The 13,639-nt window shown below is 35.4% G+C and carries 15 protein-coding genes and 1 pseudogene; 9 read left to right on the top strand and 7 right to left on the bottom strand.

Annotation, left to right across the window (positions count from 1 at the left end):
* The first annotated feature begins 375 nt into the window (after positions 1-375).
* The 3 genes from QE382_RS08170 (at position 376) to QE382_RS08160 (ending at position 2,392) form a co-directional block, all read left to right on the top strand.
* On the top strand, positions 376-969 hold the full coding sequence (locus QE382_RS08170) for a hypothetical protein (RefSeq protein WP_307185446.1): 594 nt from the start codon (positions 376-378) through the stop codon (positions 967-969).
* Between the two features lie 89 nt (positions 970-1,058).
* Positions 1,059-1,676 (top strand): hypothetical protein, encoded by a 618-nt coding sequence (locus tag QE382_RS08165; protein WP_307185445.1) that lies wholly within the window; start codon positions 1,059-1,061, stop codon positions 1,674-1,676.
* A 332-nt stretch (positions 1,677-2,008) separates the two neighbouring features.
* The gene (locus tag QE382_RS08160; RefSeq protein ID WP_307185444.1) at positions 2,009-2,392 is read left to right on the top strand and encodes a hypothetical protein; all 384 of its coding nucleotides are present in this window, start codon (positions 2,009-2,011) and stop codon (positions 2,390-2,392) included.
* Positions 2,393-2,514: 122 nt separating this feature from the next.
* Here QE382_RS08160 and QE382_RS08155 read toward each other — a convergent pair whose 3' ends face one another.
* Complete coding sequence (locus QE382_RS08155; RefSeq protein ID WP_307185443.1) at positions 2,515-2,919, bottom strand: hypothetical protein; 405 nt, start codon at positions 2,917-2,919, stop codon at positions 2,515-2,517.
* Between the two features lie 405 nt (positions 2,920-3,324).
* On the opposite strand from QE382_RS08155, the gene QE382_RS08150 reads away from it, so the two are divergent.
* Positions 3,325-4,533 carry a tetratricopeptide repeat protein gene (locus tag QE382_RS08150; RefSeq protein ID WP_307185442.1) on the top strand — a complete coding sequence of 403 codons (1,209 nt, stop codon included), beginning with the start codon at positions 3,325-3,327 and terminating at the stop codon, positions 4,531-4,533.
* 381 nt (positions 4,534-4,914) lie between these two features.
* Here QE382_RS08150 and QE382_RS08145 read toward each other — a convergent pair whose 3' ends face one another.
* The 4 genes from QE382_RS08145 to QE382_RS08130 all read right to left on the bottom strand — a co-directional run bounded on the left by QE382_RS08145 (position 4,915) and on the right by QE382_RS08130 (position 6,806).
* Positions 4,915-5,190: a hypothetical protein gene (locus QE382_RS08145; RefSeq protein ID WP_307185441.1), complete on the bottom strand. Its 276-nt coding sequence runs from the start codon at positions 5,188-5,190 to the stop codon at positions 4,915-4,917.
* Between the two features lie 108 nt (positions 5,191-5,298).
* Positions 5,299-6,252, bottom strand: coding sequence for a HipA domain-containing protein (locus tag QE382_RS08140; protein ID WP_307185440.1), 954 nt, complete (start codon positions 6,250-6,252; stop codon positions 5,299-5,301).
* On the bottom strand, positions 6,242-6,580 hold the full coding sequence (locus tag QE382_RS08135; protein WP_307185439.1) for a HipA N-terminal domain-containing protein: 339 nt from the start codon (positions 6,578-6,580) through the stop codon (positions 6,242-6,244). The genes QE382_RS08140 and QE382_RS08135 overlap by 11 nt, the downstream gene beginning before the upstream one ends.
* Positions 6,555-6,806: a type II toxin-antitoxin system Y4mF family antitoxin gene (locus QE382_RS08130; protein WP_293884898.1), complete on the bottom strand. Its 252-nt coding sequence runs from the start codon at positions 6,804-6,806 to the stop codon at positions 6,555-6,557. Before QE382_RS08130 ends, QE382_RS08135 begins: the two co-directional genes overlap by 26 nt.
* Before the next feature lie 837 nt (positions 6,807-7,643).
* On the opposite strand from QE382_RS08130, the gene QE382_RS08125 reads away from it, so the two are divergent.
* Entirely contained in the window at positions 7,644-7,958 is a 315-nt protein-coding gene (locus QE382_RS08125; RefSeq protein WP_307185438.1) for a hypothetical protein, read from the top strand.
* Positions 7,912-8,358, top strand: coding sequence for a hypothetical protein (locus QE382_RS08120; RefSeq protein WP_307185437.1), 447 nt, complete (start codon positions 7,912-7,914; stop codon positions 8,356-8,358). Before QE382_RS08125 ends, QE382_RS08120 begins: the two co-directional genes overlap by 47 nt.
* A gap of 170 nt (positions 8,359-8,528) precedes the next feature.
* Here the strand turns inward: QE382_RS08120 and QE382_RS08115 are convergent, their stop codons facing one another.
* Together QE382_RS08115 and QE382_RS08110 are read right to left on the bottom strand one after the other, a co-directional pair.
* On the bottom strand, positions 8,529-10,265 hold the full coding sequence (locus tag QE382_RS08115) for an IPT/TIG domain-containing protein (protein ID WP_307185436.1): 1,737 nt from the start codon (positions 10,263-10,265) through the stop codon (positions 8,529-8,531).
* Positions 10,266-10,281: 16 nt separating this feature from the next.
* Positions 10,282-12,021 (bottom strand): IPT/TIG domain-containing protein, encoded by a 1,740-nt coding sequence (locus tag QE382_RS08110; protein ID WP_307185435.1) that lies wholly within the window; start codon positions 12,019-12,021, stop codon positions 10,282-10,284.
* A gap of 251 nt (positions 12,022-12,272) precedes the next feature.
* Between QE382_RS08110 and QE382_RS08105 the strand changes: the two genes are divergently transcribed.
* The 3 genes and pseudogenes from QE382_RS08105 to QE382_RS08095 form a co-directional block, all read left to right on the top strand.
* Positions 12,273-12,545 (top strand): hypothetical protein, encoded by a 273-nt coding sequence (locus QE382_RS08105; protein ID WP_307185434.1) that lies wholly within the window; start codon positions 12,273-12,275, stop codon positions 12,543-12,545.
* Positions 12,529-12,921: a hypothetical protein gene (locus QE382_RS08100; protein ID WP_307185433.1), complete on the top strand. Its 393-nt coding sequence runs from the start codon at positions 12,529-12,531 to the stop codon at positions 12,919-12,921. Before QE382_RS08105 ends, QE382_RS08100 begins: the two co-directional genes overlap by 17 nt.
* 254 nt (positions 12,922-13,175) lie before the next feature.
* Positions 13,176-13,583, top strand: a pseudogene (locus QE382_RS08095) (KilA-N domain-containing protein); the annotation flags it as partial.
* Positions 13,584-13,639: the final 56 nt, after the last annotated feature.

The raw sequence follows: 13,639 nt of genomic DNA, 5'->3' as shown, positions 1-13,639 counted from the left end.
CTCCGGATGCGTTTGCAGGAAGAATTAGTGCTGAAATGCGGGAATGGCATATCCCGAAGCTGACATCTATCAGGTAGCTGAAAATGGAATAAAGTTAATTGCATACCAGGATACTGAACAGTATAAATTGATGAGGTATTTTATGAATAATCACGGAACGGATTTTATCCGAATTGGGATTCGATTTTTAAATCAAACTAAATGGATGAAAAAAGTAAATGCAAAGAACTCATTGAGAAAATAGGTGTGTTATATAATCGTTAATTTCATAATTGATACATAAAATATGGGGTATTTATTATAGTTTTATGGCTAGCTAGTTAATCTAAATTAAAGTCGGCAAGAAATATTTTTCAGCCAATATCAGCTTTAGAAATGAAACGTATAATAACAGTATTCTTAGTTTTTTTATCAATGCAGATTAATGCACAAGATCTTAAACACCTTAATGATGTCGCAAGTAACGACGGCATACCTCGTGGAAAAGCAATTATCTATGGTAATTTCATCCAACGATTAGGATTCAGCAGTGGAGGTTTTCCGCAGGACATACGTTTGATCAATACAGAAACAAAGGAGGTTTTTTCATTTAGAGTGAAGCCGACATTCAAATCATCAAAGGAAAATATCTTCATATATACCATTGAGCCGGGTAACTACGCTATTCTAAATTATTGGTGGACCAATAGTAAGTGGTATGGTGGCAAAATGTATACAGAGTATATTTTTAAGAATACGGATACAACAGATGGCTTTGAAGATAAAGTAAATGATGGCCTGATAAATATAGATGAATTAGAACGCTTTACTTTTAAGATTACAGAAAACTCATTAAACTATCTGGGAACCTGGCATTTTAAAACCCCTCCTGTTTCATTCACGGATGACAAGGTCATTCTCGACAAGAAAATGAAAGATAGGTACAAAGCCATTGACTTTTCACAAGCTAATCTAGTTATACCAAACTAATAAACTCAAATCAGGAATTGACAAAACATGTCATGTAAGAATCTCAAGCATTATAAAATATAACAACAAGACTCTTAGAGCATTGCAATATGAGAATCGAAAATAAAAGAGTTATTAATAGAATACAAATTAATAAGGCTATTATAGAGGATGATAAAAAAGGTTTAATCTTGACAGATTCAAACCTAAATATTCTAAATAATCTTGGTTTTGAAGAATTCCGCCTCTTAGATTTTGCCCCTAATGGCCATATTATACTTTTGAATTCCAAAAATTGGCTAACAATACGAAATGCAAATAAAACGACAATTACAGCTTTTGACATTGAGACTAAACAACAACTCTTTTCTACAGAAAAGTTCCTGGGATATAGAAGCATAATAGATAAATCATCTAACTATTTTTTACTTGAATATTATCGTGGATTATGTTGTGTAAATATTAAAAACGGTGAGGTAGTTTTCAAAAAAGATAAAGTCGACAAAAGTCTGTACAATGCAGATTTACACCTTAAAAGCAATATTATTTATATTCCAACAGAGAAAAAATCTATTTTGAGGTATCACTTTGACAATCACTGTTTCGATGAAATAAAACTTGAAAATGTAGGCGGTACGAGTTGGATCAAATTTGATAATACCCAAGCCTATTTATTGATAAGTGACAAAAAAATTCATTGCACTGCTTTACACACGACAACATGGTGAAACCGATATGGTCAATAAATTTTTCCAAATTAAAAAAAGATAAGAGAATTTGGTGTTACAATATCATAACAACTAAGAGCAATTTAGGTTGTATTCATGGATTTATGCCTGAAAGTGGCCAAAATGCGTACGCAGGAGGTACATTATATATTTTCGATATCCTCTCAGGCGAAATATTTGACTCCTTAGATTATGCAAACATTCAGGAAAAAATAATCACCGATTTTCAAATAGATGAAATCATTATTGATGACTTGACGTCACTATCATTGAAAACTAAAACATTTCGACAGACACCGATGGCGTCATATCTACAATAGCGCTGAATAAATATGGATCATTTAGAACCTATACCATTATGGACATTGGTAGCTAACATCAAACAGGAAATTAGCTATGGTCAAGGGAAAATAGAAACCCGCTATGGCACGAAACAGTTTAGCCCGGGCACCAAAGTGTATATTATTGATTGGTATGCTGGGATGTGCCAAGATATTACCGTAATCGGATTGTCCAGAGATACGAAAAAATTAATTACCATTGTTATACGGGCAGAATGGATCGAAAACTTCCGCGTCAAGTTATGCTACAACCCTAAAGTATGCTCAAAAATAAAGACCTACTTTGATAAGGAGGAAACTGGAATGCAGCGGTATACAGAAAAATTTGTAAATGATATGTTTATCGGTATACCTCAATGGAATGAACCTAATTAATTCATCTTCTAACCCGTAAAAAGTTCTTCTCACTGCAAAATAAAGCTACAAGTATTGCCAATACAAGGCTGAAAAAGAAGCGAGAAGTTACTATTAGATGAAGAAATAAGCATTTAATGCTATTAATCTCCCACTTTTTTATAACAATTTTGATTTGGGATATCAGCGGAAAAATGACCAACACAAAATTCTATCCTACCGCTATTTACACCTATATATCCAATCCCATTACTTATTGTATCGTTTAAAAGCTCAGGAAACTGCACTAAATCTCTATCCAAATTCCAAAAATAAGGTGGTTCAAAGACTATCAAATCGTGATCTACTTTCCATTTTCCTTTAGTTTTCAGCACCAGCTTTTTATTCCTATCATACACCCTGCGACAATATATATTATTAGTCCCTAGCTGAATAGTATCATAGGTGTTTGTATAGTTATCAGGGCTGTAAGTTCCTATCATTTCCCCGGTATAGTAACTACAAGAGAGTAGTACGATAATAAAAAAAAGAAAAATTGCTGCTTTCATATTTAATGATTTACCAATGAGGTCATAAATAAAACCTGATAAATGAATTTAGTAAATTGCATTATGGAAAAGAAAACATTTTGGCATCATCTTTTAAATCATTCGCGCTATTTTATGAAAGTATAGAGTTGTTCATGCGAGGGCAATATCTCAGGACGCCATTTTATGGTTACCGGAAGCTTGAAATTGATGGAGATAGTGCTGGTTTTCTTACTATAGCAAACATTGACTTTGGTATTATTGTCAATAACATCAAGATAAAAGCGAGACTATTCAAGTATGATTGGTTACATATGACATCTTGGCGATGGTTATAATCAAACTTTTGCTATATTTATTTACCAAACTTACTTATAAGTTTAAAAAGCATATAAAATTGATATTGCTGTAATATAAACCTTTCTAATGATCAAAAAATTACTACTCGCATTCATGTCCAAGTATGGTTGGATGAGCCTAGTTCTTGGAACCGTTGCATTATTCCTACCGATGCCCTTTAATTTTTTAGGTATGATGGGAATAAATTATGCTTTTTATCTCATGGGGCTTTCTATTTCTTTGATCATACACGAGTGGGGACATTGGTTTTTCACACGGCTAGTCGGTGAATATCCAAAACGCATTGTCATCGGCACCGGACACCTGCTGATGCGTACACATTTCTTTAAGAGTAAGCTGAATCTGTATTCCAAATTTCAGAGTGGCTACGTCATGCTCAATATCAAGGATGACAAATATTACAGACTTAAAACATTTGTAGGCGTCCTAGGTGGTCCACTGACCAATATTGCTATTGGCTTGATCGTAATAACCGTAGTACCATTCTCGATGGATTTTTCAAAAACGATTGCTTTCAGCCTATGGTTTGGTTATCTGCAATTGCTGGTAGGTCTAGGGAACCTGACCCCATTCAGAAGAAAAATAAATGGCTTCCCAATGGATTTCGACGGACGGATTATCCTAAACATACTACTGGGTAAATACAAAAAAGAAACGAGCAACGAGGTTATAGATCTCTGTCTGGAAGGAGATGATTATGTGGCAACGCAGCAATATGAGAAAGCATTGGCACAATATAAACAATGCCTGCAAATTGCTACAGAATCCGGCCCAGCTATTACCTGTACTATCCGGTTTAATATTGGAATATGTCATTTTAACCTGGGGGATTATGATGAGGCATTACACGATCTAAAGGAAGTAGAAAATCAGCTGCCTGCAAAAGAAGTTGAACGCTTAGCAGGCTATCTTTATAATCTCTACGCTAATATCTATCTAGTGCAAGGTGATATAGAACAGGCTACTACAATGGGACAACAGGCACTTCAGCTGCTACCCGAACTCGATCCCATCCGTCACACTTGGGGCTGTATTCTGGTCGAAAATGAAGAATGGGATCGGGGCAAGGAAATGTTATCCCCACAAATGGATTTCAATTATGTAAACAGCTCAACACTATTGTCTGCAATGTATTTAGCACTGGTCTATCAACGGAATGGAAAATTAACAAAGAAAGATCGTTATTGGGAATTTGTACAGCGTAATCTAGCTGAACTGAGTCTTGCTGATAAAGTGATCTATGAACGTATGCAGCTAAAACTGGCTGCAAAATAAACTTTGTTAAACGGACAATACCGAAGCTAACATGGAGATTTCGATTTCATTGATCAGTAATTTCCGAAATAATATGATCAAAGCCTCCGAAATCTCCAGATATCGGACCGGAAGGATTCACTGCTATTGGCTTATCAAAGATTTATCTATATAAAGATCAATAATCACTTAAACAATTCAAACTTTTGCTATATTTATTTGCCAAGCCTTTTATGATGGACATAAACAGTATATAATAGGGGATTCGGACATTTACGAAGGGATTGTCGCTAGGTGTGAGCTATGAAAATTTTATGCGTTACAGCGATGTATATTTTAATATCACACTGTTGCTATAGAGATTATCACCGCTTTTTCATCGTCATTTTCAACTGCTCTTTTTTATTTCTTTACCTTTAATAGATGGCTCAGAATAGAAAAAGTAAGTACAAACATAATTGCCTGAATGATAAATACAGGGTAAAGTAGATCTCCTTCCGCATAGCGATATGCAAAACTTATAATTGATACCGGAAATGTAAATACCGTACCGACAACAAACCATTCGTTATAAAACGGATCACCAGTAAGAATCGAACATACCGACAAGGTACCTATTCCAACATAGGCCAAAGCAATAAAAAATGGTACTCGCTGTTCTTTGAAATACTTTATCATAAGTTTTCCTGTTATAAAAATGTGGCGCTATTATTTGCGTGCTAATTATCGAAGTGAAACGATGTGTGTAAATCCCACAAATAATCCATAATTTAAGGAATTTCTTCTCTACATGTTAAGAATCTCATATCTAAGATCAAGCAGTTGTTTATACAGGTCCTTGTAATCCTGAGATAAAAATGAATTATCAATCCATTTGAATGCCAACGGTTTATTTTTCAGAAAACGCCGGGCCATATTAGATATCTGTTTAGTATTCAATCCCATTGTTTTACCTAAATTTTCAAAATTCTGCCACTTAAGCTTTTTCTTTTTTCCTTCAAGAGTTAACGCAAGTTCTTCTGTATCGTCCGGATTTAATATTGTGACATTTAAAAGATCATAAGCAGGAGCTAGTTTCCAACTATTACCACCATCGATCATTGAAAAATTTTTCAGATGCATATCGTTATTGCCCGTCAAAAAACTAAACACCCCCAATTCCAGAAAATAACTCTTATCTAACAGGGTGTTATCTGAATATTCATCTAGGGCCTTCCCTATTTTTTCCATGGAACTTTTATACTTATCGGAAGCGTCCGTAATCTGAAACATGTCCAGCATATGGATTTTTTCTCCGGTGTCTGTCCTATCTATCCGTTTGGTAATATAGGCCAATTCCCCGGAAGACATCCTAATCAAGCTTGATTTCACTACATTGATCCCGAATGCTTCGGCAATTCGCATTGTAACGTGTTCGTTCGCCGGCATTTCAGGGAAGATTTCGGAAGGTGGTTTGAAAATATAATTACCGCCCAAAGCTCCTATGACTGTCAAACGCCCTCTGTCAGGATCATTAAGTGTATCATTAACTACAGATAAAGACAATTTTGGTTGCACTCCTGGAACTGCGACACTTCTTTCGACAATATTCTTTGCTAGTTCCCCCATTTGTTCCATGGAATATTCAAAAACAGGTTGCTGTTTGGTCCCGAAAAATTCCAAGCTACAACTTTCATGAAAGTCACCTTCTGTATCTGCATTTAATTCCCGATAACAGTACAAGCAATTTTTATTCTTCATTTTCATCATGTATTATTGGTTGCACACTTACCGCTCCTATGCAATTTTGGCAACAGGCTAAAAGCAATCCCATCCGGTCATTTCGATTCAGTTTCCAATTTTTGGAAGCAATATCTAATAACCAGCCTTCTGGAATCAGCCCTTCAAAAAAAGGAAATAATCTTTTATCAATATATGGTTTTTCTACAACCGGCATTGTGAAAGTCAGGAACTGATTTGGGTAATTCTTGATGTACATCTCATCATATTCAAAAATATATTGTCCTTCATCCGTTTCAGTAAGTTTACCTGCCAAATCATTTTTATAATATATATCTGCCCGCCTCATAATCTCTTTTATTTTCTGATTTCGTTATTTCTCTTGAGCTAACCGGTGCCAAAGTATGTCCAAACATCTTCAAAACTTGATTCACCTTTTCCAAATTTAGGTTTTCCTTTCCTTGCTCGATTTTCCGGACTACGGTTAATGCCACACCAGCTCGCTCAGCAAATTCTTCCTGTGTTAGGTTGACTTCTTTTCTCTTTGATTTTACAAAATCCGCTAATGTCATCATAATAATAAATTTAAACAAATATATTCATTTATATGCAAAAACATATAATATCAAATAATACGATATAACTATATGCAAAAACGTATAAAACAAAAAAAAGCAACACCATTATATGTAAAAGCATACAACTAAGCAGACTATTTTAAAATTATATGCATTTACGTATAAAATGGAGATTTCGGATATTATTAAGTAAAAATTGATTTTTGAATTCTCAGCATAATATTCAAATGGAAAAAATCATCCGAATCGAATGGTCTTCGATTTTCGAAACTGAATAGGCAACGGTATCAAAATCTTCACTTGAGAGGATATCCAAACCGCCTTATAGTAAGCCTAGCTATGAAGCATTTGGTTTGCTTACGATAGCAAACATAGACTTTGGTATTTTTGTCAATAATACTAAGATGAAAGCTAGACTATTCAAGTACGATTATTCTGCAACGGAACAAGAATTTTCAAAGAAACAAGGTCGAGACCAGCTAAAGCGAGAGATAGAAGAAATGAAAAAACAAAAGAGGTAATTGCAGCATACCTCTAAGTGTATTAATTTTATAATTGGAAGGTGCTATTCATCCGCGACTCTTTTATAACAATTTTGATTTGGGATATCAGCAGAAAAATGACCAACACAAAATTCTATCCTACCGCTATTTACACCTATATATCCGATCCCAAGAGACTAGTACGATAATGAAAAAAAGAAAAATTGCTGCTTTCATATTTAATGATTTACCAATAAGGTCACAAATAAAAACCTGATAAATGAATTTAGTAAATTGCATTATGGAAAAGAAAACATTTTGACATCATCTGTTAAATCATTCGCGCCATTTTATGAAAGTATACTTCTTAATACCCGTTTTATTTCTTGCTTTAGCTTGTCAAAGCACAACTAAAAAAACTCCTAAAGCAAAAGCTCAAGAAAAAACTTTCAATTATTCCGCTTTTGAAAAAGACTATGCGGAAATACTGGAAGCGATATTTAACCATGACACTTACATCAATCGATTGATCATAACTGAAAAACCTGAGACTTATACTGAAAACAAATTTACCAAAGATCTGATACATACGTTTTATAAGGAGGGTTATCCTCCGGGAGATGCTATTGGTATTAGAGGAGATTCAATTCACCCCGCAGCCAAATGATCATCCGCAATCCCCTTATGTTATTCCGGAAGAGGTTGTCTTCAACAAAAATGGAATGGCTTTTCTGACGTTCTTAGGAAATCAATTGATCAACTATAAAACAAAAACACCAATAGGTCAACCCATCCAAGGCAACTATTGGCAATCTGATACGAAAAACAAGTTGATATATGCGATTACATGGGACCAACAATATACGACTTGGATCGTTTGTTATGACCTCAATGCAAAAGAACTGTATCGAAGACCTTTCTTTTATGACACAGGTAGTTCAAGCTATGTGAAGTTAGCTGGAAATGGAAAATATATCGTTTATTACAATGGATATTCGGAAGAATTATTTCGGTTTTCAATAGATTTTTTCAAAGGCAAAACGAAGTTGGAGAATTGGGAATTGTAAGAAGGAAATAGTAAAACTACACTCGCTTCTCAGGTTAATGAAATGCTTTAATATAGTGCCCGGAGCTTTGTGATGACCTCAAAGCCCTAGACACAATTGATGTAATTTCCAAAGCACATTAGTAACTTTCCCGATCTGCAGGAGTAAGCAAGTTCTGGGGATTCAGCGAGCTATAAAACTTCAAAAAGATCTTTATACTTCATGGTTTTGTCGTGCATCGTCATGATAACTTCGCTTTTTCCTCTGGATGCAAATGCCGGTACGATAAATCGAAGTTCTTCAGAACTTCGAAAAACGCTGGTAGCATATGCTCCACCTATGGTCACATTTATTTGGCTGAGCCCCCGACCTTTAATCGTGACGACATCACCGGGATACCCTTTTAACGGACTAATACTAGTGACTTCAAAATTGCGAATATATAACTGCTGTTTTTGGGGTGAATAATAATTCTCATTATAATTGTAATTTACGCTATAACCGATCTGAATTTCTGTACTGCCAATGATATAACCTGGCAAAGCAAATTGTATTTTACCGTCTCGAGCAACAGGATACTCGTAAATTCCATTTCCGATAACCGAATAAGTCTGCCCCTCGATGAAATTGCCTGTAATCGTAAATGGCTCACCAACAAATTTTGTCAAATCTGCTGGTGTATTCCACTTCAAGGTCCTAACCTCTACTCGCTCCGTAGAACTGACTGAATAATAAGGGCTACTGTATCCAAAAGTGTAAACGCCATCTGGGACATCGCGTACGGTAAATGTCTCTATACTCCCGGTACTGCTATCAAAAAAATGGGCGATGCTATGTTTACCTAGATAATAACTAGCTTTTTCTGGATTCATGAGATAGGTATACATATCAATCCCATCGATCCTCATTAAGGAAGGAGAATGGATCACCTTTTTTGTAAAATGGATATTGCTACCAAGCGGTCTGATCAATTCAATGGAATCTTTGAAAATAACGGAATCCTTCCCATTATGGAAGCCCAATTGAAATTTGCCTCCTTTTAGGCTTTCAATTTCATATAAATTGACCTGGTGATAGCATTCAACTTTTTTTCCATTGATCAGCATATAAAATGGCGCCGACATAGGCATTCCATCCCATTTTATTGCGTTGCCCGTGATGGGTATAGGCTCGTTTAGATAAAACTTAGTTTTTACGGGTGGATTGGCTACACCTAAAACTTCAATGTTAGCTATTGTCCTATTGCTTGCAAAACCCGATTGATCTTTAACACGTAAAAAAACAGACACCTTATTTCCATGATAGAAGTTATCAGATTTTGGAAAAATAAAACTAAGGCTTTTTCGATCACTACCGACTTGATAGGGTATGACATGCTCACCCTGATATTGGCTCTGATAATATAACTTTATATTTTCGGAGAGGAACTGAAAATCACCAGTAACGGTTACTTTATTGTTATTAGGCACAAGCTTATCTTCCAAAAGATTGATCTTAATTCCATCCACTTCAAACGTATTGGGCTCGCCACGATAGAAACCATTTTTTGTTTTGACATACAAAGTATACTGATAACGATCTCCCAACTCAAAATTACTGTTGTGCTGGTATTTCAATGTAACATTCCCGACTGTAGCTTTTTTTCCCAAGCTGACAACAGTTTCCTTCTCGCCGTTTGTGGTGGTTACCTTTTGGATTAAGAATCCGTAATCCTCCACAGGTATCCCATTTAATCGAGCTATATGTCCATTTAAGGTAACCGTTTTATCTTCCAAATCACTGAATGTAGTGGTTTCCAGTTGAATGGGACTGTAATCGACAGGCTCGATGACTTCTTTCTTTTTGCACCCAACCAAAATGCTTAAACTGCTTATAGATAGCCAAAGCAAAAAAAATGCAACTATATATATAGACCTGGTCTTTTTCATAATTTATTTTTTGCGATTAAAGTATTTCAAGGTAATCACTAGCGAAAACAACGTTTTCAATGACATAATTAAAAAATCTGGCGTTCACCCGGTATTTACCTTTTGGTAGATCATCCGGTACTTTAAACTGTATTTTATCGTTCTGGGATAGTGTATGTTGAATCTCCCTATCAGCAATTCGCACTTTGTATCCATTCAATCCATGTCCCTCAATCGTAATCAGGGTTCCTGCTGTAGCACGTAATGGAGAGACCGAATTTATTACAGTAGCCTTGACTTGCAATGGAATAGCATTGGAATAGTAATTTTTCTGTTGTCCCATCTCGCTGAGATATGTCACCTGAGCTTGGTAATTTCCGGCTTTGGTAGGAGGTACTTCAAATATGATCTCACCCGACGTATTACAGGTTGAAAAATAGCTTTCTTGAGCCGGATCAATACGCAATCCATAAGACCGCCTTAGTATAAATGTACCTTTTAACTTTATTTTATCTCCAGCATAACATTCCGTATGACTGCTTGAACTGATATGTACGCTCTTTACTTTAATTTTATTGTTGCTTGTATAGCTGAAGAAACTATTTTTCATTTCCAAGGAGTACTCACCGTCTGGAATATCGTCTATGGCTAACTCCCCCTTTTTTGATGTATTATCCCGAAGTAAATAATAGGCTTTCTTATTTCCAACAGTAGCATAACCATAAAAATCAAATCGACCAGGATCTGGCCCTACTACTTCAAAATTAGTCCCCGGATGAACATACTCTGGGATCATCTTGAACTCATCGGGATCAGCTTCTTTAAGCTGCAAAGGCTGTGGAAAGGTGATCGTGTCGCGCCCATTCGTGTACCCTATCGGAAAAGTCTTACCCTTCTGACTTTTAACAAAGTCATAAAGTCTCAAGTAATTGGAGTACTTCAAAAAAACATTACCGACGAAAACTTGCAGCCTGGCATTGTCATTATATTCTCTTATAGATGAGGGTAACTGAAGATTTTCATCGACATAGTATGTATACATCGCAGGGGGAACTAATGTCGCCAGAATAAAACCTTGAGCGACAATAACGCTTAATTGTCCGCTATTTTTTTCTTTGCCAATTAATCTAAAGGTCGCATTATTGCCCTGCTCTATTCCAGCCGGGACTTTGAAACGAATACTTTTGCCCGAATTGATAAGTTCAAATGGCACTTTCTGCTCTTCGGATGGTACGTAACCGTAGTATAAACCGTAATTTTTTTCAGCATCGCCAAACTCGCCATCAACAGTGATGGTCTCCCCTACGACAACTGTGAGATCTTCCTTGGGCTTTACCCTAAGGCTACTTACCAAAAACCTAGCGGGTTGACTGTAATAAAGCCCTTTTTCCGTCCGAACAAAGTATTTACAAGTATAATAATCACCTTCTTTGTAATGCTCAGGGTCGGGAACTTTAAAAGTAATACGACCTGATTGTAAACTTGTGGTAATGGCATATTCCTTTTTTACGGGAGTCTCGTCGCTATATTTTTCAATTAAAAAGCCATGCGACTGAATAGCATCGCTATTGTTCAAATATCTGACTTCAGCTGCTAGGATCAAATTATTGCCTGAATTACTCTCCGGTGTCAAAATGACGACCTCTGTGGGATTATTGTCGGGAGGTACTACGGTTTCTTCCTTTACACAGGAAACTGTTATAAATATAAGAATACTACATAGGAAAGCTATAGTCTGCCTCCTAGTAATTTGCTTAATTACATGATTACAATTCATCGGATCAAATAGGCTAAATCTCGTCTGCAAAATACAGACAATTCTACGATATAAAAAATTAATTGAATAAAAAAAGTAATGGATAGATTACTTCGAAAGAAAAATAAGGACAAACCTTTAGATATTTAAACTTTCTCTATATTAGCTTTGTATAGAAAACCGTTGAAAGCAATCACAAAATAATCGATAATTATACGGAACTTGTTTTAAATTAACTTCATTAAAAAAATATTACTATAGATTTTAAAAAAATGACTCTAGAAACTTTCTTTTCGTCTGATTTGATCCTTGAAAACGATACAGTTCTATTACGTCCTTTGACTATGGACGATCTTTACAGCATAGAAACGATAAGCTATAACAAAGCATTGGGTGAATTTGGAGCGCGAGTCAAGAACAGAAATTATTTAATTGATCATTTTAACTTCTTCCTAAGTGCAAAAGGAGCTAAAGAACTTTATCCGCTAATAATCATCGGCAAGAAAGATAATGTAAACGGCAGGTCAAGTGGCGAAAGCATTTAGGGTGAAGCCAACATTCAAATCAACAAAGGAAAACACCTTCATATATACCATTGAGCCGGGTAACTACGCTATTCTAAACTATTGGTGGACCAATAGTAAGTGGTATGGTGGCAAAATGTATACAGAATATATTTTCAAGAATACGGATACAACAGATGGTTTTGAAGATAAAGTAAATGCTGGCCTGATAAGTATAGACAAATTAGAACGCTTTACTTTTAAGATTACAGAAAACTCATTAAACTATCTGGGAACCTGGCATTTTAAAACCCCTCCTGTTTCATTCACGAACGATAAGGTCATACTCGACAAGAAAATGAAAGATAGGTACAAAAACATTGACTTTTCCAAAGCTAATGTAGTTATGCCGAACTAATAGGCTCAAATCAGGAAATGATAAAACATGTAGTATAAGAATCTCACGTATTAAAAATAAAATAATACTGGAGCCCAAGCCCATCACAATATGAGAATTGATATGGTCATTTAGAATCGATACCATATATACATCGGCCCATACTTTACTATTTTTTTTAGTATATTTACTCAAGTAAAATAAAAACTGTAATAGCCAATTATTCCGTATAGTTTTCTCAAACTGACAAATAATAATTTATCAAATCTAAATGTATGGCAAAGAATAAAAAGTTTAATGTACAGGGAGTAGATATTCTCCTGTATCAAGAACGTCAAAATGATTACATATCGCTTACCAATATTGCCAGACACAAAGATTCGGCACATACTGACGATTTAATTAAAAACTGGATGAGAAATCGCAATACAATTGAACTCTTAGGTTTTTGGGAATATATATATAACCCCAATTTTAAACCCGTCGAATTCGACGGGTTTAGAAAACAAGCTGGTCTCAATAGTTCTGTGATGACTCCCAAACGCTGGATAGAAAATACCAATGCAATTGGTATAGTTTCTAAAGCTGGAAGATAGGGGGGAACTTTTGCTCATAAGGACATAGCACTAGAATTCGCTTCCTGGATCTCAATCGAGTTTAAACTTTACATAATAAAGAAGTTTCAGCGTCTAAAAGATGAAGAAAACAATCGTTTAAAATTAAATTGGGATTTACAACG

Origin of the sequence: Sphingobacterium zeae, from assembly GCF_030818895.1 — a bacterium.
Classification (GTDB): domain Bacteria; phylum Bacteroidota; class Bacteroidia; order Sphingobacteriales; family Sphingobacteriaceae; genus Sphingobacterium; species Sphingobacterium zeae.
Note: the sequence above shows the minus strand (reverse complement) of the source record. Positions and strands in the feature narration are given on the sequence as shown.

What these genes read in the sequence shown, in the direction of transcription:
- QE382_RS08170 (WP_307185446.1), top strand. Translation starts at nt 376, where the DNA reads ATGAAACGTATAATAACAGTATTCTTAGTTTTTTTATCAATGCAGATT.
- QE382_RS08165 (WP_307185445.1), top strand. Translation starts at nt 1,059, where the DNA reads ATGAGAATCGAAAATAAAAGAGTTATTAATAGAATACAAATTAATAAG.
- QE382_RS08160 (WP_307185444.1), top strand. Translation starts at nt 2,009, where the DNA reads ATGGATCATTTAGAACCTATACCATTATGGACATTGGTAGCTAACATC.
- QE382_RS08155 (WP_307185443.1), bottom strand. Translation starts at nt 2,919, where the DNA reads ATGAAAGCAGCAATTTTTCTTTTTTTTATTATCGTACTACTCTCTTGT.
- QE382_RS08150 (WP_307185442.1), top strand. Translation starts at nt 3,325, where the DNA reads ATGATCAAAAAATTACTACTCGCATTCATGTCCAAGTATGGTTGGATG.
- QE382_RS08145 (WP_307185441.1), bottom strand. Translation starts at nt 5,190, where the DNA reads ATGATAAAGTATTTCAAAGAACAGCGAGTACCATTTTTTATTGCTTTG.
- QE382_RS08140 (WP_307185440.1), bottom strand. Translation starts at nt 6,252, where the DNA reads ATGAAGAATAAAAATTGCTTGTACTGTTATCGGGAATTAAATGCAGAT.
- QE382_RS08135 (WP_307185439.1), bottom strand. Translation starts at nt 6,580, where the DNA reads ATGAGGCGGGCAGATATATATTATAAAAATGATTTGGCAGGTAAACTT.
- QE382_RS08130 (WP_293884898.1), bottom strand. Translation starts at nt 6,806, where the DNA reads ATGATGACATTAGCGGATTTTGTAAAATCAAAGAGAAAAGAAGTCAAC.
- QE382_RS08125 (WP_307185438.1), top strand. Translation starts at nt 7,644, where the DNA reads ATGAAAGTATACTTCTTAATACCCGTTTTATTTCTTGCTTTAGCTTGT.
- QE382_RS08120 (WP_307185437.1), top strand. Translation starts at nt 7,912, where the DNA reads ATGCTATTGGTATTAGAGGAGATTCAATTCACCCCGCAGCCAAATGAT.
- QE382_RS08115 (WP_307185436.1), bottom strand. Translation starts at nt 10,265, where the DNA reads ATGAAAAAGACCAGGTCTATATATATAGTTGCATTTTTTTTGCTTTGG.
- QE382_RS08110 (WP_307185435.1), bottom strand. Translation starts at nt 12,021, where the DNA reads ATGAATTGTAATCATGTAATTAAGCAAATTACTAGGAGGCAGACTATA.
- QE382_RS08105 (WP_307185434.1), top strand. Translation starts at nt 12,273, where the DNA reads ATGACTCTAGAAACTTTCTTTTCGTCTGATTTGATCCTTGAAAACGAT.